Genomic DNA, 21,060 nt, shown 5'->3' on the forward strand with positions numbered 1-21,060 from the left:
GGGACTTACCGCACCGTCCACCCGTACCGCGACCGAAACCGGAGAGACTGACACATGACAGCGCCTCATCCGCGCTACCGCCGCGCCCTGGTGATCCCCGTCGGGACGGCCCTGGCGACGGCACTCGCGTTCCTGCCGAACGTCTCGGCCACGGCGGCTCCGCAGGCCGCCCCGCAGACAGCGTCGGCCGCGGACGCGACCTCGCTCAGCTATGTCGTCAACGTCCGCCCCGGGCACGGGGTTTCCGCCCACGTGAAGAAGGCGATCGCCAAGGCCGGCGGCACGGTCGTGACGTCGTACGACCAGATCGGCGTGATCGTCGTCCACTCGTCGAACCCCGACTTCGCCAAGACCGTGCGAGCGGTGCGCGGGGTCCAGTCGGCGGGCAACACGCGCAATGCGCCGCTGCCCGCGCAGTCGACCGGGGACATGGGGACGCCGAAGGTGCTCAGCGCCGCGGAGGTGGCCGACGCCGAGGCGGCCGACGGCAAGGATCCGCTGGAGCCGTTGCAGTGGGACCTGCCCGCCATCAAGGCGGACAAGGCGCACGAGAAGACGCTGGGCAGCTCGAAGGTCACGGTCGCCGTGATCGACACCGGCGTCGACGACACCCACCCGGACATCGCGCCGAACTTCGACCGGGGGGCGTCGGTCAACTGCGTGACCGGCAAGCCGGACACGGCCGACGGGGCGTGGCGGCCGAGCGCGGCGGAGAGCCCGCACGGCACGCATGTGGCCGGTGAGATCGCGGCCGCCAAGAACGGTGTCGGCATGACGGGCGTGGCGCCCGGTGTGAAGGTCGCCGGCATCAAGGTGTCGACGACCGCCGGCTACTTCTACACGGAGGCCGTGGTCTGCGGCTTCGTGTGGGCGGCGGAGCACGGTGTCGACGTGACGAACAACAGCTATTACACCGACCCGTGGTACTTCAACTGCAAGAACGACCCGGACCAGAAGGCGCTCGTGGACGCCGTCACCCGGGCCTCGCGGTACGCGGAGAAGAAGGGGGCGGTGAACGTCGCGGCGGCCGGCAACGAGAGCTACGACCTCGCGGCCGACGAGATCACCGACCCGGCCTCGCCGAACGACGGCACCCCGTCGGACCGGGTCGTCGACCCGTCCGAGTGCCTCGACATCCCGACCCAGCTACCGGGTGTCGTGACGGTCGCGTCGACCGGGGCGAAGGGCATCAAGTCGTCCTTCTCCAACTACGGTCTGGGCGTCATCGACATAGCCGCCCCCGGCGGCGACTCGACCAGCCTGCAGACCCCGGCCCCGCCGGCCACCAGCGGCCTGATCCTGGGCACGCTGCCCGGCGGCAAGTGGGGCTACATGGCCGGTACGTCGATGGCGACCCCGCATGTCGCGGGCGTGGCCGCGCTGATCAAGTCGACCCACCCGCACGCCTCCCCCGCCCTGGTGAAGGCGCTGCTGTACGCCGAGGCGGACCGCACGGCGTGCACGGACCCGTACGACATCGACAACGACGGCAAGGTCGACGCGGTGTGCGAGGGGCCGCGGAACTACAACGGCTTCTACGGCTGGGGCACCGCGGACGCGCTGGACGCGGTGACGAGGTAGGGCTTTTGTGAAGGCGGTCCGGAGCGGGCGGGGCCACCCGCCCGCTCCCGGCGTCCGCACGGCATGATCACTGTCATGCTCGAGTACGAAGATCCCGCGACCTGGGGGCCCGAACCTGCCCGGCCCCGTGGGCGGTTGACGGTGCGTTTCCTCGCGACCGTGGTGTGTTTCCCGTTGCTGTGCGTGCTGGGCCTCGCGACCCTGCTGGTCTTTCTCGCGTTGGGCCTCCTGACCGAGGTGATCGCCGCGGTCAGCACACGCTACGAGCGCGGCTTCCTGGCGATGATGGACGTGGCGCTGGACCGGATCCGTCGCCTGGGCTCGTGGTTCGTGACCTGGCCCGAGCTGCGGCACGAGGGCGACACGGCCTACTACCGGGCGCGCGTCGAGAAGGCGGTCGCGCGGTGGACCGCGCGGGCCTCGGCCCCGCGCCGCCCGAACAGGGCGAGGCCGCCGGTGGAGTGCGCGATACCCCTGTCCGTCTACCGGGGCGTGGGCGGGTGGTACGTCGCCCAGGTCGCCCTCTCCCACGGGTGGGAGCTGCGGCCGACGGACGTGCGCAAGGAGGTGCGGCTGTGGTGGACGGCCGCGTCCCATGTTGATCCGGTCCATGCCGCATAGTGCGGGCATGACGGAGATCGAGGTCGCATGGTCCGCGCTGGGTGGCGATCCCGCGCTGCTCTCCCGGGTGTCGACGGTCGCGCGTGAGGGTGCCCTCGTGGGGCGCCTTCCGGTACGGGAGTTGGCGCGGGCCTGCGTAGGCGCGTGTGCGCTGGCCGCAGCCGAACTGGGTGCTCGGCGGGCCGGGTTGGGTCAGGTGCCCGAGGTGCGGGTGGACGACGGGGCCGTGGCCACGGCGTTCGTCAGTGAGCGCCATCTGCTGATCGACGGGCGGGCCCCCGTCGGGTTCGCCCCGCTGTCGCGGTTCTGGCGGACGGCGGACGGCTGGGTGCGCACCCACGCGAACTACCCGCACCACCGGGCCCGGCTGCTCGGCGCCCTGAGGGTGCCGGAGGACGTCGCCGCCGTGGAGTCGGCGCTGGCCGCGCGCTCCGCCCGGGAGGTCGAGGAGACCGTGTGCGCGGCGGGCGGCCTGGCTGTCGCCCTGCGGACACCCGCGGAGTGGTCGGCACACCCCCAGGGCAGGGCGGTGGCCGCACGGCCCCTGGTGGAGCGGGAGCGGTCGGACACGGCACGCGCGCGTGTGCTGCCCCCGCTCGCCGGGTCACCTCTGCTGCCCGCCGCCGGGCTGCGTGTCCTGGACCTGACCCGGGTCACCGCGGGTCCGGTCGCCACCCGCACGCTCGCCCTGCTCGGTGCGGACGTGCTGCGGGTGGACCCGCCGCAACTGCCCGAACTGCCCGACCAGCACGCCGACACGGGCTTCGGGAAGCGCTCGACGACGCTGGACCTGCGGGCCGACCGGCGCGGCTTCGAGGAGCTGTTGTCGAGTGCGGACGTCGTGGTCACCGGCTATCGCCCGGGTACCCTGGACGCCCTCGGCCTCTCCCCCGACGCCCTGGTCGAGCGCCGGCCCGGCCTGGTCGTGGCGCAGTTGTCGGCATGGGGCGCGTACGGGCCCTGGGCCGGGCGGCGCGGCTTCGACAGCCTGGTGCAGGTCGCGACCGGCATCGCGGCGCTCGAAAGGTCGGTGGAGCAGCCCGGCGCCCTGCCGGCCCAGGCCCTGGACCACGGCACGGGTTATCTGCTCGCGGCCGCGGTGCTGCGGGCACTCACCGAGCAGTCCCACGAGGGGTACGGGCGGGTCGTACGACTGGCACTGGCCCGCACGGCGGCCTGGCTGACGGCCGGGATCGAGCAGGGCCCCGCCGACGACCTGCCGTACGACGGACCGGGCCCCTGGCTCACCGAGCGGGACAGCGACCTCGGGCGCCTGCGGTACGCACGGTCCCCCGTGTCCTTGGAGGGAGGCCCGACGGACTGGCGGCGGGCTCCGGGGGTGTTGGGGGCGGACCCGGCACGCTGGGAGTGAGCCCCGGGGCGGGCCGAGCGGCGGTTCACCCGGTGTCCGGCAGGTGCCCCGGGGCCCGGCCCTCGTCGGCCTGCCGCCGGGCGCGCCGCTCGTTCCCCGCGCGCACCTCGTCCAGCCACGCCACAAGCCCGACCTCTTGCCAGGTCAGCCCCGGGCAGGCCAGCCGGTGCGATACCCGGCACACCGCGCCCGGCTCCGGTTCGTCACCGCCGCCGTTCCACGCCCGTCCGCCGGCGTCCACGTACCAGCGGTGCCCGGCCGGCACCCTGTGCGCGGGAGCCGACAGCACGGGTTCGAGGAGGATGTACCGCCCGTAGTACGTGGGCCGTCGCTCGCCGGCGAGCCCGCACTGCGGGCACAGCGGTGGGTCGGGCGGCTCCGGTCCGTCGGCGTGCTCCGTGGCCGCCTGGGCCCGGTCGACGTTCTCCCACACCTGCGCGGTGCCCGGTGGGCGCTGGCGGTGACCGTCGGGTCCCGGCACGGCGACCAGATGCTGCCCGGCCGCCTCGTCGGGTGACCCGAGTTCCGTCCGCCCGGACCGGTCTGACTCATCGATCGCCCCCATGGTGTCGAGCGTGTGGTCGCCGCTCGGGCACAGGAAGGGCGCAATACGGGCGCAACGGGAGCACGTGGACGGCTCTCAGGTGGTGACCATGACCTTGAGAGCCGTGCGCTCGTCCATGGCCTTGTAGCCGTCGGGGACGCCCTCCAGACCCACGGTCAGATCGAAGACGGGGGACGGGTCGATCGTGCCGTCCAGGACGTCGGGCAGCAGCTGCGGGATGTACGCGCGTACCGGCGCGACCCCGCCGCGCAGCGCGATGTTCCGGTCGAACATGACACCGAGGTCGAGACCGGTGCCGCTGCCGTGCGGCACGCCCACGAACCCGATGGCGCCGCCGTCCCGCGCGATCTCGACGGCCGTCCGCATCGACTCCTCGGTGCCGACCGCCTCGACCACGGCGTGCGCGCCCTGCCCGCGGGTGAGTTCACGCAGGGCCTCGACGGCGGCCTCGCCGCGCTCGGCGACGACGTCGGTGGCGCCGAAGCGGCGCGCGATGTCGGTGCGGACCGGGTGGCGTCCCAGCGCGATGATCCGCTCGGCGCCCAGCCGTTTGGCCGCGAGCACGGCGCACAGGCCGACGGCACCGTCACCGACGACCGCGACGGTGGCGCCCGGGCGGACACCCGCTCCGAGCGCGGCGTGGTGGCCGGTGCCCAGCACGTCGGACAGCGTCAACAGCGCGGACAGCAGGTGGTCGTCGGAGGCGGCCTCCTTCGGCAGCTGGACGAGGGTGCCGTCGGCGAAGGGCACGCGCAGGGCCTCGCTCTGACCGCCGTTCGTAGCCGACGGTGCCCCAGAAGCCACCGTGTTCGCAGGAGGTCGTCAGCCCCTCCCGGCAGTAGTCGCAGACGCCGTCGGACCACATGAAGGGCGCGACGACCAGGTCACCGCGCCGTACACCGGTCACCGCCGATCCGGTCTTCTCGACCACGCCGAGGAATTCGTGCCCGATCCGCTGCCCCGGCTGCCGGGCCGCCTCGCCCCGGTAGGCCCACAGATCGCTGCCGCAGATGCAGGCGCGCAACACCCGCACCACGGCATCGGTGGGCAGCTGCACCACGGGTTCGGGAACGTCCTCCACGCGTATGTCGTAGGGGGCGTGAATGGTGGTGGCGCGCATGGTGGTCCTTGTCGTGTCTCGGAGAGTGCGGTGAACCTCCGCAAACGTAGTAGGCGGGGGCTTCCTCCTTCGAGCGGAGCCACTCGGGCTGAGCACCGGTCAGACAGGCACCGGTCCTGGCAAGCCGGACCAACCGGACGAACTTCCGTACGGGACGCCACCCTTGCGCGCACCACGCGTTCATGACGTGTCAGTCGTGGCCCGTATCCTCAGGAACCATGCTCGAAGACCGTACGACCGCAGCCTCCTCCGCCACGCAGTGGCCGACGGCGTATCCCCCCGGGTACGCGGTCGTTGACGTGGAGACCACCGGCCTGGCACGCGACGACCGCATCATCTCCGCGGCCGTCTACCGCCTGGACGCGCGCGGCGAGGTCGAGGACCACTGGTACACGATGGTCAACCCGGAGCGGGACCCCGGCCCCGTGTGGATCCACGGCCTGACGAGCGAGATGCTGGAAGGCGCGCCCCTTTTCGGTGATGTGGCCGAGGAGTTCGCGGCCCGCCTGGACGGCCGGGTGCTCGTCGCGCACAACGCCGTCTTCGACTGGCAGATGATCGCGCGGGAGTACGCGCGCGCCCAGTGTGAGGCACCCGTGCGGCAACGGCTGTGCACCATCGCGCTCTCCAAGGAGTTGGGGCTGCCGTTGCCCAACCACAGGCTGGAGTCGCTCGCCGCGCACTTCGGCGTCGTGCAGCGGCGCGCGCACCACGCCCTCGACGACGCGCGCGTGCTGGCGGAGGCGTTCCGGCCGAGCCTGCGGGCCGCGGCGGCGGGCGGCATACGGCTCCCGCTGCTCGAGTGCCGGCCGCTGACCGAGTGGACCGACGGGCCCGCGCCCCGCATCGGCCGGCAGGCGAGCGGCGGCCAGGGCGGCTACCGGCCCACCAGTTGGCGCCCGTCCCGCAAGCGCCCCGCCTGCCCCTACCCCAACCCGGGCCGTTACGAGGACGGCAAACCGCTCAAGCAGGGCATGCGGGTCGCCTTCTCGGGCGACACGTCGGTGGAGCGCGACCTGCTGGAGGATCGCGCCACCGAGGCCGGACTGCACGTGGCGACGAGCCTGTCCAGGCTCACCAGCCTGCTGGTCACCAACGACCCCGACTCGGGGACGTCGAAGGTGGTCAAGGCCCGGCAGTACGGCACGCCGGTCGTCGACGAGGCCGCGTTCGGGCAGCTGCTGCGCGACGTGGCGCCGGCCGACGGGTGACCCGTACGTATGGGTGATTGCCGTGCGACTCGCCCGCCGGCCACTCGCCCGCGCGGCGGTGACGGCCCACCCTGTGGCGCATGGCGAGATGCGAAGTTTGCGGCAATGACTACGGAATGACCTTCGAGGTACATGCTCAGGGCGCTGTGCATGTCTTCGACTGCTTCTCCTGTGCGATCCACCGCATGGCCCCGATCTGCGAGCACTGCCGCGTCCAGATCATCGGGCAGGGAGTCGAGGTCGAGGGCCACTGGTACTGCGGCGCCCACTGCGCGCGGGCCGAGGGGAAGGCGGGCATCGTGGACCGGGTGTGAGCACGCACCCCGCGGAGGGCGCCCCAGGGTCGAGAGGTACCGTCGTGGGGTGTACCGCTTCCTGTTGTCCCGGCAGTGGGTGATCATCACACTGGTCGCCCTGCTTCTCATCCCCACGATGATCAGGCTGGGCATCTGGCAGATGCACCGCTACGAGGAGCGCAGCGCCCGCAACCATCTGGTCGCCGACGCGCTGCACGCCAAGCCGGTCCCGGTGGAGACGGTCACCTCTCCGGGGCACGCGGTGACCGACGCCGAGCGGTACCACCGTGTGACCGCCGTGGGCCACTTCGACACCGGCCGGGAGGTCGTCGTCAGGCGGCGCGTCAACGCCGACGACGAGGTCGGTTTCCACGTCCTGACCCCGTTCGTCCTCACGGACGGCAAGGTGCTGCTGGTCGATCGTGGCTGGATCCCCGCGAACGGGCCGAGCCAGACCGCGTTCCCCGAGATCCCCGCTCCGCCTGGCGGACGGATCACCGTCACCGGGCGGCTGATGCCCGACGAGACGACCGCGGCGAGCGGTATCAAGGACCTCAAGGGGCTGCCGGACCGGCAGGTCATGCTGATCAACAGCGAGCAGGAGGCGCGGCGTCTCGGCGCCCAGGTGCTCGGCGGCTACATCGCGCAGACGGCACCCGAGCCCAAGGGCGACACTCCGGAACTGCTCGGCGACCCCGGCGACGAGAACGCCGCGCTGAACTACGCGTACGCCATCCAGTGGTGGCTGTTCTCCGCGGGTGTCCCCGTCGGCTGGCTGGTGCTGGTCCGCCGTGAGATCCGGGACCGGGCGCAGACGGCGGCGAAGGAGTCGGCGGCGTCCGAACCGGAGTCGGAGTCCGCGCCGGTCTGACGAGTGCGGGTGCCCGTTCAGTTGCCCTCGGCCAGGTGGTCCCGCCAGTACAGGAAGGTGCGCTGGGGGTCGGGGAGGACGTCCCAGGGGTGGGATGTCATGCGGCGGCCGATGCGGCGGAAGACCGGCGCTGCCTCGGTCGGGCGGTGAGCCTGGATCAGGGCGAACGCGAGGATGTTCAGGTCGAGCAGTGCTTCGGCGTGCGGGGCCGTGCCGGTGCGGAACCAGCCGTTCAGGGCGGCGTCGATCTCGTCGGACGCCCGGGGTTCCGTCCAGTGGCCGCTCGCTCCCAGGGGTGAGAGCCGCTGGCGGTGGGCGACGAGTTCGATGCGGGCGGCGAGGGGCAGCAGGGCGAGGGGCGAGCCGTGCGGGGCGCGGGCGGCGGCCTGGTGGGCGAAGTCCATGAGGTCGGCGACCGTTCCGTGGGCGCGGGGGGAGAGATAGCGCACGAGGTGGTGATAGGCCGCGCGGTGCCAGGGGGCGCGGGTGACGGCTTCCGTCCATACCGGGACGGCGTCGCGGGGCGGGACGGCGAAGGCGTGCAGGAGCTGCAGCAGGGCCAGCCAGGGGGTGGGGTCTTCCGGGGAGGCCTCGGCGGCGCGGTAGCAGGCGTGTTCGGCGTCGCGGGCCGCGGTGGGGTCGTTGAGCTGGGCCGCTGCTCGGATGGCCTGGACGTGGGCGTGGAGGGTGAGGGCGTCGGGGTCGTCGGGGCGGTCGGTGGTCCAGCGGGTGGAGAGGGTGGGGGGTGCGTGCTGGGCGAGGACGCAGACGCGGTGGGTACGGAGGTCCCAGTCGCGGGGGGTGGTGCGGAGGAGGTGGGCTGCGGGGTGCCATGGGGGGCGGGTGTGGTTGGTGCCCAGGCCGTGGAGTTGTGGGGTGGGGCGGAGTTCGGTGAGTGTTGCGTGGAGGGGGGCGTCGTCCAGGGCGGGGCGGGCGAGGAGGGGTGGGCTGCGTCTGAACAATGCGTTCTCGCCGGGGTTCGGGGTCTACGGAGGGGTCGGCGCAGGGGTTCATAGGCGCCCGGCGCCGCGCGACTGCCCGCGGCCAGGCGCGTCACAGGTGCGGGCAGTCGCGCCGGGTCAGCAGCAGCGGCTTTGGGGGTTGGTCTCCCGGTGGTGGGCGCGCAGGACCTCGTACTGCCTGCGGGTGGGGAGGGGGGCGTGGGGGTGGTGACGGTGTCGGTGGGCGCAGTAACGGTCGTACTCCGACTCGCCCGTCAGCTCCTGCAGGTACCACCGCACCGCCCTGGCCCAGCGGACCGCCCGCCTCATCAGTGGGCCCCCTCCGGGATGCGGGACTCGACGTAGGGGGCCTCGGTGGTGGGGAGGGTGCCCGGGGAGCGGAGGGAGCGGACGCAGACCACTGCCGCGTTGACCAGGACCACGGCGACCAGGAGCAGGAACAGGGCGATCAGCACGCCGTCGACCGTGGAGTTCGTCACCACCGTGTGCATGTCGTCGAGGGACTTGGCCGGCGGCAGGACCTGGCCCGCGTCGATCGCGTCGGCGTACTTCGCGCGCTGGGCGAAGAAGCCGATCTTGGGGTCGTCGGAGAAGATCTTCTGCCAGCCGGCGGTGAAGGTGATCGCGACGACCCAGGCCAGCGGGACGCCCGTGACCCAGGCCCAGCGCAGACGGCCGGACTTGATCAGGACCGTCGTGCAGACGGCGAGGGCGATGGCGGCGAGGAGCTGGTTGGCGATGCCGAAGAGCGGGAAGAGCTGGTTGATTCCGCCCAGCGGGTCGGTGGCGCCGGTGTAGAGGAAGTAGCCCCACGCGGCGACGACCAGCGCGCTGCACAGCCAGATGCCCGGCTTCCAGTTGACCCGGCCGACCGGCTTCCACACGTTGCCGAGCATGTCCTGGAGCATGAACCGGCCGACCCGGGTGCCCGCGTCCACCGTGGTCAGGATGAACAGCGCCTCGAACATGATGGCGAAGTGGTACCAGAACGCCTTCATCGCCGTGCCGCCGAAGACGCCGGAGAAGATCTCCGACATACCGACGGCGAGGGTGGGCGCGCCGCCGGAGCGGGCGATCAGGGTCTGCTCCTCGACGGCTTTGGCGGCCTGGGTGAGCTGGTCGGGCGTGATGGTGAAGCCGAGGCCGGCCACCGCGTGGGACGCGGACTCGGCCGTCGCGCCGAGCAGGCCCGCCGGTGCGTTCATCGCGTAGTACAGGCCCGGCTCCAGGGTCGCCGCGGCGATCAGAGCCATGATCGCGACGAACGACTCCATGAGCATGGCGCCGTAGCCGATCATCCGGACCTGCGACTCCTTCTGGATCAGCTTCGGGGTGGTCCCGGAGGAGACCAGGGCGTGGAAGCCGGACAGCGCGCCGCAGGCGATCGTGATGAACAGGAAGGGGAACAACGAGCCCGCGAAGACCGGACCCGCACCCGAGGTCGCGAAGTCGCTCACCGCGTCCGCCCTGAGCACGGGCGCGGCCACGACCACACCGACCGCGAGCAGCGCGATCGTGCCGATCTTCATGAAGGTGGAGAGGTAGTCGCGCGGCGCGAGCAGCATCCACACGGGCAGGACGGAGGCGACGAAGCCGTAACCGACCAGGCAGAAGACGAGAGTGGTGGGGCTGAGGGTGAAGGTGCCGGCGAGGGAGGAGTTCTGCACCCAGCTGCCGCCGACGATCGCGAGGAGGAGCAGCGCGACGCCGATGAGGCTGGTCTCGACGACCCGGCCGGGGCGGATGCGGTGCATCCAGAAGCCCATGAAGAGGGCGATGGGGATCGTCATGGCGACGGAGAAGGTGCCCCACGGGGAGTGGGCCAGCGCGTTCACCACGACCAGCGCGAGCACGCCCAGCAGGATGATCATGATGGCGAAGACCGCGATCAGGGCCGCCGCCCCGCCGGCGCGGCCGATCTCGTCGCGGGCCATTTGACCGAGCGACTTGCCGTCCCGTCGCATCGACAGGAACAGCACGACCATGTCCTGTACCGCCCCGGCGAAGATCACTCCGGCGACGATCCACAGGGTGCCGGGAAGGTAGCCCATCTGGGCCGCGAGCACCGGGCCGACCAGCGGTCCGGCGCCGGCGATGGCGGCGAAGTGGTGGCCGAGCAGGACCCGGCGGTCGGTGGGGTGGAAGTCGACGCCGTCCTCCAGGCGTTCGGCGGGGGTGGCCCTGCGGTCGTCCGGCCGCAGCACGCGGCGGGCGATGAAGCGGGAGTAGAAGCGGTAGGCGATGGCGTAGGAACCGAGCGCGGCGACGACGAGCCAGACCGCGGAGATCTTCTCGCCCCGGGCCAGCGCGAGGACGCCCCAGGCGACGGCGCCGAGCAGTGCGACGCCGGTCCACAGCAGGACGGATCGGAGTGGCATACGTGGCTTTTCGGGCGCGGGCAGGTCGGTTTCGGGCAGGGTGGACGTAGGCATGGCGGCTCCTCACCGGGGCGGTGCGGGACACCTCGTGACACGAGGTGTCCGGAGATCAGCGACAGCGGCTCTCTCCCGATCGCTGTCGGTCTGTGCAAGAGTTGCCCACCCGCCGGAACCGGTTGACAGCGAATTTCCAGAACATTTCCCGCCGGTTCCGTGTCCTCCGATCGGGGACGCCGCGCAACTCCCCCGTGAGGGCTCAGGCACACCAAGGACGGTGACCCATGGCCGACGGCGCCATGACCGCGACGTTCCTCGCCGTGATCGGCGGGGCGTCGCTGCTCGCCGTGACCGCGCGTCGCCTGCGCCCGAGCGACCGGCTGCCCTCGTTGGAGGGCTGGGCGCTGGCCGACCGCGGGCTCGGACCGGTGTGGACGTGGCTGCTGCTCGGCGGCACGATCTTCACCGCGTACACCTTCACGGCGGTACCGGGACTGGCGTACGGCAACGGGGCACCCGCCTTCTTCGCGGTGCCGTACACGGTGATCCTCTGCCCTCTCGCCTTCGTCCTGCTGAGCCGCCTGTGGACGGTGGCCCGGCGGCACGGATACGTCACCGCCGCCGACTTCGTGCGGGGCCGGTACGGGTCGGCGCCGCTGGCCCTGGTGGTCGCGCTGACCGGGATCCTGGCGACGATGCCCTATCTGGCTCTGCAACTGCTGGGCATACGGGCGGTGCTCACCGCCGGGGGCGTCTACCCGCGGGGCGCGGCCGGTGACCTGGTGATGGTGGCGCTGTTCGCCGGGCTCGCGGTGGCCACGTACCGGCACGGGCTGCGGGCGCCCGCGGTGATCTCCGCACTGAAGGCGGTGGCGGTCTTCGTGTCGCTGGTCGCCGTGTGCTGGCTGGTGCTGGTACGGCTCGGCGGCCCCGGGCCGGTCTTCGAGGGCGCGGCCCGGCGGCTCGGCGGGACCGACGTCGCCCACTCCCCGCTGGTACTCTCCCCCGCGCAGCAGCCCGCGTACGCCACGCTCGCGCTCGGCTCGGCGCTGGCGCTGCTGATGTACCCGCATGTGCTGACCGCCGGTTTCGCCGCCGACGGACCGCGCACCCTGCGCAAGGTCACCGTGGCGCTGCCCGCGTGGACGGGGCTGCTGGCCCTCTTCGGCTTCCTCGGCATCGCGGCCCTCGCGACGGGCGTCCGGGCGCCGCGGGGCGGGGCCGAGGCCGCCGTCCCGATGCTGGTCGACCGGCTGATGCCGGCGCCGCTGGCCGGGCTGGTGTTCGCCGCGATCACCGTGGGCGCGCTGGTGCCGGCCGCCGTGATGTCGATCGCCGCCGCGACGAGCTTCGTACGGAACGTGTACGTCGAGTACGTGCATCCGACGGCCACGCCCAAGCGGCAGGTACGCATCGCCAAGGCGGTGTCGCTGACCGCGAAGGTCGGGGCGGTGGCGTTCGTGTTCGGGCTGCGCGACCAGGACGCCATCAACCTCCAGCTGCTCGGCGGGGTGTGGATCCTCCAGGTGTTCCCGGCCGTGGCCGTCGGGCTGTTCACCGGGCGGCTGCACGCGCGGGCGCTGCTCGCGGGCTGGGCCGTGGGCATGGTGTCCGGGACCCTGATGGTCGTGCGCGAGGGGTTCTCGTCCATCGTCGCCCTGGGCTTCGGCCCGCTGGAGGTCTACGCCGGGCTCGCGGCGCTGCTGCTCAACCTGGTCGTCGCGGTGGCCGGCACCGCGGTCCTCGATCGTCTCGGCGTCCCGCGCGGCGCCGACGCCACCGACCTGCCGTCCCGCCTGAGTGTCAGGCGCCGCCCCGAGACGGGAGCGAACCACCCGTGAGACGCAGACACCCGATTCCGGTACCCGAGCCCTACGTCGAGCCCGTGGCGGGGGCGCCGTCGGCCCAGCCGCTCGCGCCCGCGATGGCCGACCCGGCCGAGCTGGAACGCGAGGCCGGGCTCGCCCGGCTCTTCGAGGTGCACTACTCCTCGATGCTGCGCCTGGCCGTGCTGCTCGGGGCGGACGACCCGGAGAACGTCGTGGCCGAGGCGTACTACCAGATCTACCGCAAGTGGCGGAGGCTGCGGGACGTCCAGGCGGCGGAGGCGTATCTGCGCTCCACGGTGTGCAATCTGACCCGGATGCGGATACGGCATCTCCAGGTCGCCCGCAAGCACGTGGAGAACCCGCCGGTGCCGCCGGAGGAGATCGTCGCCTCCGCCGAGAGCACCGCGCTGCTGCGCGACGACCAGCGGGTGCTGATCGACGCGCTGCAGCAGCTGCCGGCCCGGCAGCGCGAGGCGCTGGTGCTGCGTCACTGGCTCGGGCTCAAGGAGGGCGAGATCGCCGCCGCGATGGGCATCTCCAGCGGTTCGGTGAAGACCCACACGGCACGCGGCATCGCCGCCCTGACCCAGGCGATGGAGGCCCGGCGATGACGCATCGAGATGCGACTCCGGCGCGCGGCACCGGTGCGGACCGCACCGAAAGCAACCGCGTCGAGGACAACCGCACCGAGGACAACCGCACCGAGCGGGAACTCCGCGAGGCCCTGGAGGCGTTGGCCGGCGGTGTGCGGGCCGCCCCCGACGCCTACCGCACGGCGCGCGGCGAGTGGCTGCGCCGTGAACGCCGACGCCGGCTCGTCCTGGCCGTACTGATCACGGTCGTCTTCACGCTGGCCACGCTCATCGGACTGTGGGTGCTGAACCAGACCCCGTCGGACCCCGGGGTGATCTTCTCCGGCGCCGGTGACACCGTCGGCCAGGCGTCACTCGCCCGGCCGCACCCCTGATTGCCCCGCCGACCCCCCGGGAACCCGATCATTCGTGCATCCCCGGGTTGAGGACTACGCACTGATCGGTGACGAGCAGACGGCGGCGCTGGTCGGCAGGGACGGTTCCGTCGACTGGCTGTGCCTGCCGCGCTTCGACTCGGCGTCCTGCTTCGCCCGGCTGCTCGGCACGGAGCGCCACGGCCACTGGCGCATCGCCCCCAAGGGAGTCAAGGGCTCCTGCACGCGGCGCGCGTACCGTCCCGACACGCTCGTCCTCGACACCGAGTGGGAGAGCGACGAGGGTGCCGTGCGGGTCACCGACCTGATGCCGCAACGCGACCGCTCACCCGACCTGATGCGGATCGTCGAGGGGCTGAGCGGCCGGGTGACCCTGCGCAGCACGCTCCGGCTGCGCTTCGACTACGGCTCGGCCGTGCCGTGGATGCGCCGCGCCGACGGCCACCGCGTCGCCGTCGCCGGCCCCGACGCGGTCTGGCTGCGCAGCGAACCCCAGGTGCGTACCTGGGGCGAGGACTTCGGCACCCACTCGGAGTTCACCGTCGCCGAGGGGGAGAAGGTCGCGTTCGTCCTCACCTGGCACCCCTCCCACGAGCCGCGCCCGCCGCTGGTCGACCCGTACGAGGCGCTGATCAGCAGCGTCGAGGACTGGCGGACGTGGGCGGCGCGCTGCCGCTACGACGGCCCGCACCGGGACGCCGTCGTGCGCTCCCTGATCACCCTCAAGGCCCTCACCTACGCCCCCACCGGCGGTATCGTCGCCGCCCCCACCACCTCGCTGCCGGAGGAACTCGGCGGGGTGCGCAACTGGGACTACCGCTTCTGCTGGCTGCGCGACGCCACTCTCACCCTCGGCGCCCTGCTGGCGGCCGGCTACCAGGAGGAGGCCGAGGCCTGGCGCGACTGGCTGGTGCGCGCGGTCGCCGGCGACCCGGCGGACCTCCAGATCATGTACGGCCTCGCGGGCGAGCGCCGGCTCCCCGAGTTCGAACTGCCCTGGCTGCCCGGCTTCGCCGCCTCCGCCCCCGTACGCATCGGCAACGAGGCCGTCGGCCAGCTCCAGCTGGACGTGTACGGCGAGGTCATGGACTCGCTGTCGCTGGCCAGGACGTCGGGCCTGCCCGCCAAGCCGCACATGTGGGCGCTACAGGTCGCGCTGATGAAGTGGCTTGAGAAGGAGTGGCGCCGACCGGACGAGGGGCTGTGGGAGGTGCGCGGTGGGCGCCGCCAGTTCGTCCACTCGAAGGTCATGGTCTGGGTGGCCGCCGACCGCGCGGTGCGCACGCTGGAACGCAACCCCGGGCTGGACGGGGACCTGGAAGGCTGGCGGGCGATGCGCGAGGAGGTGCACCACGAGGTGTGCGAGAAGGGCTACGACGCCGAGCGCAACACCTTCACCCAGTCCTACGGCTCCCGCGAACTCGACGCCTCCCTGCTGCTCATCCCCCGCGTCGGCTTCCTGCCGCCCGACGATCCGCGCGTCACCGGCACCGTCGACGCGATCGTCGCCGAGCTGGGCCACGGCGGACTCGTGCGCCGCTACAGCGCCGAGGAGACCTCCGTCGACGGGCTGCCCGGCGGCGAGGGCACCTTCCTCGCCTGCTCGTTCTGGCTCGCGGACGCGCTGCACATGACGGGCCGTACGCAGGAGGCCCGGGAGCTGTTCGAACGGCTGGTCGGTCTCACCAACGACGTGGGTCTGCTGGCCGAGGAGTACGACCCGGTGGCCGGCCGGCAGCTCGGCAACTTCCCCCAGGCCTTCAGTCACATCGCCCTGGTGAACACCGCCCTCGCCCTGTTCGGGGCCGAGGGGGCAGGATAGGGGCCATGGATCTTGGACTGAAGGACCGGGTGTACGTCGTCACCGGGGCCACGCGCGGCCTCGGCAACGCGGCCGCGCGCGAGCTCGTGGCCGACGGGGCGAAGGTGGTGGTCACCGGCCGGGACGAGCAGCGCGCCGCCGACGCGGCGGCCGGGCTGGGACCCAACGCGGTCGGCGTCGCCGTGGACAACGCCGACCCCGAGGCGCCGGCGCGGCTGATCGCGGCCGCCCGTGAGCACTTCGGGGGCTTCGACGGCATCCTCGTCAGCGTCGGCGGGCCGCCGCCCGGCTTCGTCGCCGACAACACGGACGAGCAGTGGCAGACGGCGTTCGAGTCGGTGTTCCTCGGTGCGGTGCGGTTCGCTCGCGCGGCGGCGGCGGAGTTGGAGGACGGCGGTGTCATCGGGTTCGTGCTGTCGGGGTCGGTGCACGAGCCGATTCCGGGGCTGACGATCTCCAACGGGCTGCGGCCCGGGCTCGCGGGGTTCGCGAAGTCCCTCTCCGACGAGTTGGGGCCGCGTGGGATCCGGGTGGTGGGGTTGCTGCCGGCTCGCATCGACACGGATCGCGTGCGCGAGCTGGACGGGTTGTCGGCTGATCCTGAGGCTACTCGGGCTGCCAACGAGTCGCGGATTCCGTTGCGGCGGTATGGGGCGCCGGAGGAGTTCGGGCGGGCTGCGGCGTTCTTGCTGTCGCCGGCTGCTTCTTATCTGACCGGGATCATGTTGCCCGTGGACGGGGGCATGCGGCACGGGTTTTGACGTCGTGTGCGGGTCGTGGTGGGTCGATCGCGCCCACGCGGCGGAGCCGCACATCGATACAGCCCCGCGCCCCTTGCAGGGAGGGGCGCTTCAGCTCACCCTCTCCTCACCGTGCTTGACCGCCCTCAACCTGACCTCTGCCGGCAGGGACGCCAGGCCCGCCGAATTGCGGGCGTGGGTCAGGGCCTGGGTGGTGAGGTCGTTGAGGGCTGTTCCCGGGTCCACGTGCGGGTCCAGTTGGAGTCTGATGCGGGCCTCCGGAGCCGTGCGGCGGCCCGTCAGATGGACGCGGGCGTCGGCGACTCCGTCCAGGTCGGTGGCTTCCCTGGCCAGTACGTTCTGGAGGGCGCGGCCGCGCAGGAGAGCGCCCGCGCCGTCGCCCGTGTCCACGAGGACCTCGGCGAGCCGGCGTCGGCGCAGGATCGCGGTGAGCCACCAGAGGGTGAGGAGCAGGAGGACGGCGAGGACGGCGATGACGACCGGCCACCACCAGTCGGAGTCCCGCCAGCGGGTCCGCTCGGCGTTGCTGAGGAGCACGTCGTGGCGTCCGTCGTGGATCCACCAGGAGGGTGCCGGAGCGCCGAGGCCGATGGCGAGCACGGAGCCGCCCAGGGCGAGCAGCACCAGGCCCACGACCCCGATCAGTACCCGGTTGACGGTCCTGAGCATCGCCTTCACCCCTTCCGCCCGGGCCGCGTCACATGCACCGACAGCGCGGGCGGCCGGGTGAGGCCCAGGCCCCGGATCGCCTCGGCCAGCACGTCGTCCAGGTCGTTGCGCACGTCGTCCAGTTCACGGAAGTGGGAGAGCGCGCGGACGTCGGCCTTCCGCCTGCGGACGCGCGCGCGTGCCGACTGCACGCCGGCGACCTCCATGGCCCGGTCCCGCAGCACCATCGCGGCGGCGCGCCGGGACAGCCCGGGGCGTACGTCGGGGTGCGTGCGCCGCATCGGCAGGACGTCCCGCAGGCCGGGAGTGACCGCGAGCACGATCAGCCAGAGGCCGAGGGCGGCGGCGACCCCGGCGCCGACGAGCACCCAGGTGTCGTCCAGAGGCCGTTCGGCGAGCTGACGGGCGAGTTCCTTGCGCCAGGCGAGGACGGAGTGGCCGGCGCGCACGGCGACGATGTCGTAGAGGAAGGCGCCCACGACGACCAGGAGCAGCAGGGCGACGATGCCCGCGGGGACGCGGCGCGCGGACCAGAAGCGGCGGTTGCCGCCGTCCTCGCCGTCCAGGTGGGGCGGCGGCTCGAACTCCGCCGCGGACGCCGACTGGGCGGGCCGGTCCGCCCCGTTGTCGTCGCCGACGTCCTTCTCAAGGACCGGCAGTCGTTGTGTGGTGCCCTCGGAGCCCTGGGGCTCGCTCATCGCGTCCTCCCCTGTGTCAGGCCGTGCGCCGCCACCGGATGCAGCCGTTCGACGTACACGGCGACCTCCGGCACCTGCATTCCCACCAACGCGCCTACCCGCTCGGTGACGTGACGACGCACCTGCCGGCTCCGGGCGCCGATGTCGCACGGGTACTCGAGTTCGAGGTGGACGCTGACGTGGGCGGCCTCGGTGGAGGGCCGCCCCGTCGGCGTCAGGCCGGCGGCATGGGGGCGCACCACCACCGTGGCGTGCGGGGGCTTCGCGTCCGGGGGCAGCCCGCCGACCGCCTCGCGCGCCGCGTGCGAGGCGATCTTCGCGACGACCCGGTCGGCGATCCGGGTCGCGCCGCGCTCACCCGGCGGGACGACGGCCGGGCGCCGGCCGGGCGCGCCGGTCCCTTCACTCACCGGACGTCACCGCCGCCGCTCGTCGCGCGTACGGAAGAAGTCGCCGAGCTCCCAGTCCCCTTCCAGGAACCGGCCGACGACAAAGCCGACGGCGCCGAGCGCCGCCACCAGCAGGAAGGCACCGAACCCGCCGAAATACCCGGCGAAGCCCAGCGCCATGCCGGCGATCATGCCGACCACTGCCATGCTCATGGTGCGCTCCTCAGCTGTCCGCCCGTACGCCGATCCGCCAACGGTCCTGCCGAGGCGTCACTGGAGCCGGGACTCCTGCTCTTCCTCTTCCTCGTCCTCCGGCAGCTTCACGTCGCTGACCGCGATGTTGACCTCGACCACCTCGAGTCCGGTCATCCGCTCGATGGCCGCGATGACGTTCTCCCGCACGGCCTGGGAGACGTCGGTGATCGACTCGCCGTAGTCGACGACGATCTCCAGGTCGAGCGCGGTCTGCACCTCGCCGACCTCGACCTTGACCCCGCGGGTCACGGACGACTTCGTCCCGCCGGGCACCCGGTCCCGGACGGCGCCGAAGGTGCGTGACAGTCCGCCGCCCATCGCGTGGACGCCCACGACGTCGCGTGCCGCCATTCCGGCGATCTTCTCCACCACCCCGTCGGCGATCGTGGTCCGCCCCCGGGTCGCCGGGTCCCCGCCACCTCGTCGGGTGGTCTTGCGGGTCTGTACCGGCGCGTCCCTCTCGCCTTCGGAGGTCTGCGTCCGGTTCTGTTCCGTCATATCGGTCATCGCCGTACGTCCCTTCCGATTTGTCTTCCTTTGACCACGGTAAGCGGCGTTGCGCCGATGCGCGCCAGGGATGGGGCAGTCTGGAGCAATGACGGCGGACGGATGGACACAGGCGGTACGGCAGCAGTTGGGCCTGGGCAGGCTGCTGCCCCTGGGCGGCCCGCGGGACGGCGCGTGGATCGCGGAGGGCGCCGCAGGGGCGGTGCTGCGGCGGGATGTGCGGGAGGTGAGCGGGGTGCGGCTGGGGCCGCTGCGGATCGCTCCGGCGGACCCGGAGGGGGTCCACGAGCCGGCCGTACCGCCGCCGCCCAGCGCCCTGTCGCCCGGGCCCCTCAGGGTGACGGCGGATTTCGCGGCGGCTACTCCGTCCGAGCCACTGCCGACGGTCGCCTCCAGGCTGCGGGCGGCGCTGGCGACGGCGGCGGAGCGCCTCGGTCTGGCGGTCACCGAGATCGACCTACGGGTGACGGCCCTGCTGGACGAGCTGCCGGAACCGGAAACCGGGGCACCGCCGGAGCCGCCGGAGGCCGCGCCGGAGGCTCCCGCTGCTCCGCGCGGCGACGAGGCGCGCATCGCCGCGGCCGCACTCGCCGTGCCCGGCGTGTCCCGTCTGACCGGCATCCTGGGCGGACTGGGCCGCGCGGTCCACGTCGAGGAGCGCGCCGACGGCACGGCCGCCCTCCCCCGCCGCCACGCGCGCCTGGAGATCGCCGTACGGGCGGAGCACCGGGCACTGGACGTGGCCCTCGCGGTGCGCACGGCGGTTTCCGAGGCGCTGTCGGATCACCCGACGGTGACGGTGCTGGTCACCACGGTGGACTGATGGCAGGCCGACTCACCGCGAGCGGCGCGAGGTACCGGTCGGCGCGAGGTGCCGGTCGGCGCGAGGTGCCGGTCGGCGCGAGGTGCCGGTCGGCGCGGGGCTCACTCGCCCACGCCGGCCAGTTCCCGCAGGCGCCGGGCCTGCGCGGCCCGCTCCGCCGCGCGCTGCTCGTCGTATCCGCGGTCCGCGGCACCGCGCAGCAGGGCCTTGGTCTCGATGACGGCGTCCCGCGGGGCGGCCAGGACCGCCGCCGCCAGATCCGCCACGGCCGCGTCCAGGTCCGCCAGCGGCACGGCGAGATTCGCCAGCCCCGAACTCACCGCCTCCTCGGCGTGTACGAACCGTCCGGTCACGCAGATCTCCACCGCACGGCCGTAGCCGACGAGTGAGACCAGCGGATGCGTGCCGGTGAGGTCGGGCACGAGGCCGAGGCTGGTCTCGCGCATGGCGAACTGCACGTCGTCGGCGACGACGCGCACGTCACACGCGAGCGCGAGCTGGAAGCCCGCACCGATGGCATGCCCTTGTACGGCGGCGATGGACACGATGTCGTTCCGCCGCCACCAGGTGAATCCCTCCTGGAAATCGGCGATGGCCGCGTCCAGTTCGGCGTCGGCACTGCGGGCGAGGTCGATGAACGACCGTTCGCCCTCGATCCCCTCGGGCGTGAACATCTGCCGGTCGAGGCCGGCGGAGAAGGACTTGCCCTCACCGCGCAGCACGACCACACGGACGGAGCCCGGCAGCAACCGCCCGGCCTCTCCGAGCGCCCGCCACAGGGCGGGGCTCTGTGCGTTGCGCTTGGCCGGATTGGTCAGCGTCACCGTGGCGAGCGCGTCGTCCACGGTGAGCCGTACGCCGTCCTTGTCGAGCAGGGGAACGAGTTCCTGGCCGGACGTGGCCATGGGGCGCCTCCGATGAGTGCAGTCAGCAGAGCGAAGCTAAGTGACTGCACAGTAACCACCCGGCCGATCGGCTGACCGACCGGGTGGCCACCATCGAAGCCGATGGGCCGCCCGGAGTCAGGACGAAGCGGCCTTCTTGCCCCGCGTTGCTCCGCCACGCCCACGAAGCGTGACGCCCGACTCGCTGAGCATCCGGTGTACGAAGCCATACGAGCGGCCGGTTTCCTCGGCCAGTGCTCGGATGCTCGCACCGGAGTCGTACTTCTTCTTCAGGTCTGCCGCGAGCTTGTCGCGCGCGGCGCCGGTCACCCGGCTGCCCTTCTTCAGAGTCTCGGCCACCCGGTCCTCCTCATGGGAAGTGCGCTCTGGTCCCCTCATGATCACCCCTCCGGGCCCCGATGGCCACCCATTCGGCAAGGTCCGTGCGACAGGGTTGTGACGACAGGAGTGCGTCCCCACGA

Annotated in this window: 23 protein-coding genes and 1 pseudogene; 12 read left to right on the forward strand and 12 right to left on the reverse strand. The window is 72.6% G+C overall.

From position 1 onward, the window contains the following. The first annotated feature begins 54 nt into the window (after positions 1 to 54). The 3 genes from IG99_RS00170 (at position 55) to IG99_RS00180 (ending at position 3,574) form a co-directional block, all read left to right on the forward strand. Positions 55 to 1,581 (forward strand): S8 family peptidase, encoded by a 1,527-nt coding sequence (locus IG99_RS00170; RefSeq protein ID WP_037668274.1) that lies wholly within the window; start codon positions 55 to 57, stop codon positions 1,579 to 1,581. Between the two features lie 75 nt (positions 1,582 to 1,656). After that, positions 1,657 to 2,202, forward strand: a complete 546-nt coding sequence (locus tag IG99_RS00175) for a hypothetical protein (protein WP_037668276.1) — start codon at positions 1,657 to 1,659, stop codon at positions 2,200 to 2,202. 7 nt (positions 2,203 to 2,209) lie between these two features. Further along, positions 2,210 to 3,574 carry a CoA transferase gene (locus IG99_RS00180; protein WP_037668277.1) on the forward strand — a complete coding sequence of 455 codons (1,365 nt, stop codon included), beginning with the start codon at positions 2,210 to 2,212 and terminating at the stop codon, positions 3,572 to 3,574. Between the two features lie 25 nt (positions 3,575 to 3,599). On the opposite strand, the gene IG99_RS00185 is transcribed toward IG99_RS00180, so the two are convergent. Continuing rightward, positions 3,600 to 4,139 (reverse strand): DUF6083 domain-containing protein, encoded by a 540-nt coding sequence (locus IG99_RS00185; RefSeq protein WP_234311724.1) that lies wholly within the window; start codon positions 4,137 to 4,139, stop codon positions 3,600 to 3,602. A gap of 75 nt (positions 4,140 to 4,214) precedes the next feature. Continuing rightward, a pseudogene (locus IG99_RS00190) lies at positions 4,215 to 5,259 on the reverse strand (zinc-dependent alcohol dehydrogenase family protein). Positions 5,260 to 5,477: 218 nt separating this feature from the next. Between IG99_RS00190 and IG99_RS00195 the strand changes: the two are divergent. The 3 genes from IG99_RS00195 to IG99_RS00205 all read left to right on the forward strand — a co-directional run bounded on the left by IG99_RS00195 (position 5,478) and on the right by IG99_RS00205 (position 7,637). After that, a complete protein-coding gene (locus IG99_RS00195; protein WP_037668278.1) occupies positions 5,478 to 6,470 on the forward strand; it encodes a DEDDh family exonuclease in 993 nt (330 codons plus the stop codon). An 80-nt stretch (positions 6,471 to 6,550) separates the two neighbouring features. Further along, the gene (locus IG99_RS00200; protein WP_078947469.1) at positions 6,551 to 6,784 is read left to right on the forward strand and encodes a hypothetical protein; all 234 of its coding nucleotides are present in this window, start codon (positions 6,551 to 6,553) and stop codon (positions 6,782 to 6,784) included. A gap of 49 nt (positions 6,785 to 6,833) precedes the next feature. Beyond that, positions 6,834 to 7,637: an SURF1 family cytochrome oxidase biogenesis protein gene (locus IG99_RS00205; protein ID WP_037668280.1), complete on the forward strand. Its 804-nt coding sequence runs from the start codon at positions 6,834 to 6,836 to the stop codon at positions 7,635 to 7,637. A gap of 17 nt (positions 7,638 to 7,654) precedes the next feature. Here IG99_RS00205 and IG99_RS00210 read toward each other — a convergent pair whose 3' ends face one another. The 3 genes from IG99_RS00210 to IG99_RS00220 form a co-directional block, all read right to left on the reverse strand. Next, on the reverse strand, positions 7,655 to 8,599 hold the full coding sequence (locus IG99_RS00210) for a hypothetical protein (protein WP_037668282.1): 945 nt from the start codon (positions 8,597 to 8,599) through the stop codon (positions 7,655 to 7,657). Positions 8,600 to 8,716: 117 nt separating this feature from the next. Then, positions 8,717 to 8,908, reverse strand: a complete 192-nt coding sequence (locus IG99_RS00215) for a YbdD/YjiX family protein (protein WP_037668284.1) — start codon at positions 8,906 to 8,908, stop codon at positions 8,717 to 8,719. Continuing rightward, complete coding sequence (locus IG99_RS00220) at positions 8,908 to 11,031, reverse strand: carbon starvation CstA family protein (RefSeq protein ID WP_037668286.1); 2,124 nt, start codon at positions 11,029 to 11,031, stop codon at positions 8,908 to 8,910. The genes IG99_RS00215 and IG99_RS00220 overlap by 1 nt, the downstream gene beginning before the upstream one ends. A 227-nt stretch (positions 11,032 to 11,258) precedes the next feature. On the opposite strand from IG99_RS00220, the gene IG99_RS00225 reads away from it, so the two are divergent. From IG99_RS00225 to IG99_RS00245, 5 genes are read left to right on the forward strand one after another with little or no spacing between them, the layout of a single operon-like run. Beyond that, positions 11,259 to 12,815 carry a sodium:solute symporter family protein gene (locus IG99_RS00225; RefSeq protein WP_037668288.1) on the forward strand — a complete coding sequence of 519 codons (1,557 nt, stop codon included), beginning with the start codon at positions 11,259 to 11,261 and terminating at the stop codon, positions 12,813 to 12,815. Beyond that, a complete protein-coding gene (locus tag IG99_RS00230) occupies positions 12,812 to 13,414 on the forward strand; it encodes an RNA polymerase sigma factor (RefSeq protein ID WP_394297950.1) in 603 nt (200 codons plus the stop codon). Before IG99_RS00225 ends, IG99_RS00230 begins: the two co-directional genes overlap by 4 nt. After that, positions 13,411 to 13,770 carry a hypothetical protein gene (locus IG99_RS00235; RefSeq protein WP_037668291.1) on the forward strand — a complete coding sequence of 120 codons (360 nt, stop codon included), beginning with the start codon at positions 13,411 to 13,413 and terminating at the stop codon, positions 13,768 to 13,770. Before IG99_RS00230 ends, IG99_RS00235 begins: the two co-directional genes overlap by 4 nt. Before the next feature lie 34 nt (positions 13,771 to 13,804). Continuing rightward, positions 13,805 to 15,592, forward strand: a complete 1,788-nt coding sequence (locus IG99_RS00240; protein ID WP_037668293.1) for a glycoside hydrolase family 15 protein — start codon at positions 13,805 to 13,807, stop codon at positions 15,590 to 15,592. 5 nt (positions 15,593 to 15,597) lie between these two features. Then, the gene (locus IG99_RS00245; RefSeq protein WP_037668295.1) at positions 15,598 to 16,353 is read left to right on the forward strand and encodes an SDR family oxidoreductase; all 756 of its coding nucleotides are present in this window, start codon (positions 15,598 to 15,600) and stop codon (positions 16,351 to 16,353) included. 90 nt (positions 16,354 to 16,443) lie between these two features. On the opposite strand, the gene amaP is transcribed toward IG99_RS00245, so the two are convergent. From amaP to IG99_RS00270, 5 genes are read right to left on the reverse strand one after another with little or no spacing between them, the layout of a single operon-like run. Beyond that, complete coding sequence (gene amaP / locus IG99_RS00250; protein ID WP_037668297.1) at positions 16,444 to 17,031, reverse strand: alkaline shock response membrane anchor protein AmaP; 588 nt, start codon at positions 17,029 to 17,031, stop codon at positions 16,444 to 16,446. Beyond that, on the reverse strand, positions 17,028 to 17,720 hold the full coding sequence (locus IG99_RS00255; RefSeq protein WP_037668299.1) for a DUF6286 domain-containing protein: 693 nt from the start codon (positions 17,718 to 17,720) through the stop codon (positions 17,028 to 17,030). The genes amaP and IG99_RS00255 overlap by 4 nt, the downstream gene beginning before the upstream one ends. Next, positions 17,717 to 18,130 (reverse strand): Asp23/Gls24 family envelope stress response protein, encoded by a 414-nt coding sequence (locus tag IG99_RS00260; RefSeq protein WP_037668300.1) that lies wholly within the window; start codon positions 18,128 to 18,130, stop codon positions 17,717 to 17,719. Before IG99_RS00260 ends, IG99_RS00255 begins: the two co-directional genes overlap by 4 nt. Positions 18,131 to 18,136: 6 nt before the next feature. Continuing rightward, complete coding sequence (locus tag IG99_RS00265; RefSeq protein WP_037668301.1) at positions 18,137 to 18,322, reverse strand: hypothetical protein; 186 nt, start codon at positions 18,320 to 18,322, stop codon at positions 18,137 to 18,139. Between the two features lie 57 nt (positions 18,323 to 18,379). Continuing rightward, complete coding sequence (locus tag IG99_RS00270) at positions 18,380 to 18,871, reverse strand: Asp23/Gls24 family envelope stress response protein (RefSeq protein WP_037668303.1); 492 nt, start codon at positions 18,869 to 18,871, stop codon at positions 18,380 to 18,382. An 88-nt stretch (positions 18,872 to 18,959) separates the two neighbouring features. Here IG99_RS00270 and IG99_RS00275 point away from each other — a divergent pair, with 88 nt between their 5' ends. Further along, a complete protein-coding gene (locus tag IG99_RS00275; protein WP_037668305.1) occupies positions 18,960 to 19,694 on the forward strand; it encodes a hypothetical protein in 735 nt (244 codons plus the stop codon). Positions 19,695 to 19,795: 101 nt separating this feature from the next. Here IG99_RS00275 and IG99_RS00280 read toward each other — a convergent pair whose 3' ends face one another. Both IG99_RS00280 and IG99_RS00285 read right to left on the reverse strand, forming a co-directional pair. Next, a complete protein-coding gene (locus IG99_RS00280) occupies positions 19,796 to 20,599 on the reverse strand; it encodes an enoyl-CoA hydratase/isomerase family protein (RefSeq protein ID WP_037668306.1) in 804 nt (267 codons plus the stop codon). Positions 20,600 to 20,716: 117 nt separating this feature from the next. Then, positions 20,717 to 20,938, reverse strand: coding sequence for a helix-turn-helix domain-containing protein (locus tag IG99_RS00285; RefSeq protein ID WP_004002281.1), 222 nt, complete (start codon positions 20,936 to 20,938; stop codon positions 20,717 to 20,719). Between the last annotated feature and the right edge of the window lie 122 nt (positions 20,939 to 21,060).

It is taken from the genome of Streptomyces griseus subsp. griseus (assembly GCF_000720255.1).
Lineage (GTDB): Bacteria > Actinomycetota > Actinomycetes > Streptomycetales > Streptomycetaceae > Streptomyces > Streptomyces griseus_I.

Coding starts and splice junctions, on each gene's coding strand:
- IG99_RS00195 (WP_037668278.1), top strand. CDS start 5,478: ATGCTCGAAGACCGTACGACCGCAGCCTCCTCCGCCACGCAGTGGCCG.
- IG99_RS00185 (WP_234311724.1), bottom strand. CDS start 4,139: ATGGGGGCGATCGATGAGTCAGACCGGTCCGGGCGGACGGAACTCGGG.
- IG99_RS00200 (WP_078947469.1), top strand. CDS start 6,551: ATGGCGAGATGCGAAGTTTGCGGCAATGACTACGGAATGACCTTCGAG.
- IG99_RS00245 (WP_037668295.1), top strand. CDS start 15,598: ATGGATCTTGGACTGAAGGACCGGGTGTACGTCGTCACCGGGGCCACG.
- IG99_RS00225 (WP_037668288.1), top strand. CDS start 11,259: ATGGCCGACGGCGCCATGACCGCGACGTTCCTCGCCGTGATCGGCGGG.
- IG99_RS00170 (WP_037668274.1), top strand. CDS start 55: ATGACAGCGCCTCATCCGCGCTACCGCCGCGCCCTGGTGATCCCCGTC.
- IG99_RS00215 (WP_037668284.1), bottom strand. CDS start 8,908: ATGAGGCGGGCGGTCCGCTGGGCCAGGGCGGTGCGGTGGTACCTGCAG.
- IG99_RS00180 (WP_037668277.1), top strand. CDS start 2,210: ATGACGGAGATCGAGGTCGCATGGTCCGCGCTGGGTGGCGATCCCGCG.
- IG99_RS00220 (WP_037668286.1), bottom strand. CDS start 11,031: ATGCCTACGTCCACCCTGCCCGAAACCGACCTGCCCGCGCCCGAAAAG.
- IG99_RS00275 (WP_037668305.1), top strand. CDS start 18,960: ATGACGGCGGACGGATGGACACAGGCGGTACGGCAGCAGTTGGGCCTG.
- IG99_RS00175 (WP_037668276.1), top strand. CDS start 1,657: ATGCTCGAGTACGAAGATCCCGCGACCTGGGGGCCCGAACCTGCCCGG.
- IG99_RS00265 (WP_037668301.1), bottom strand. CDS start 18,322: ATGAGCATGGCAGTGGTCGGCATGATCGCCGGCATGGCGCTGGGCTTC.
- IG99_RS00255 (WP_037668299.1), bottom strand. CDS start 17,720: ATGAGCGAGCCCCAGGGCTCCGAGGGCACCACACAACGACTGCCGGTC.
- IG99_RS00280 (WP_037668306.1), bottom strand. CDS start 20,599: ATGGCCACGTCCGGCCAGGAACTCGTTCCCCTGCTCGACAAGGACGGC.
- IG99_RS00235 (WP_037668291.1), top strand. CDS start 13,411: ATGACGCATCGAGATGCGACTCCGGCGCGCGGCACCGGTGCGGACCGC.
- IG99_RS00270 (WP_037668303.1), bottom strand. CDS start 18,871: ATGACCGATATGACGGAACAGAACCGGACGCAGACCTCCGAAGGCGAG.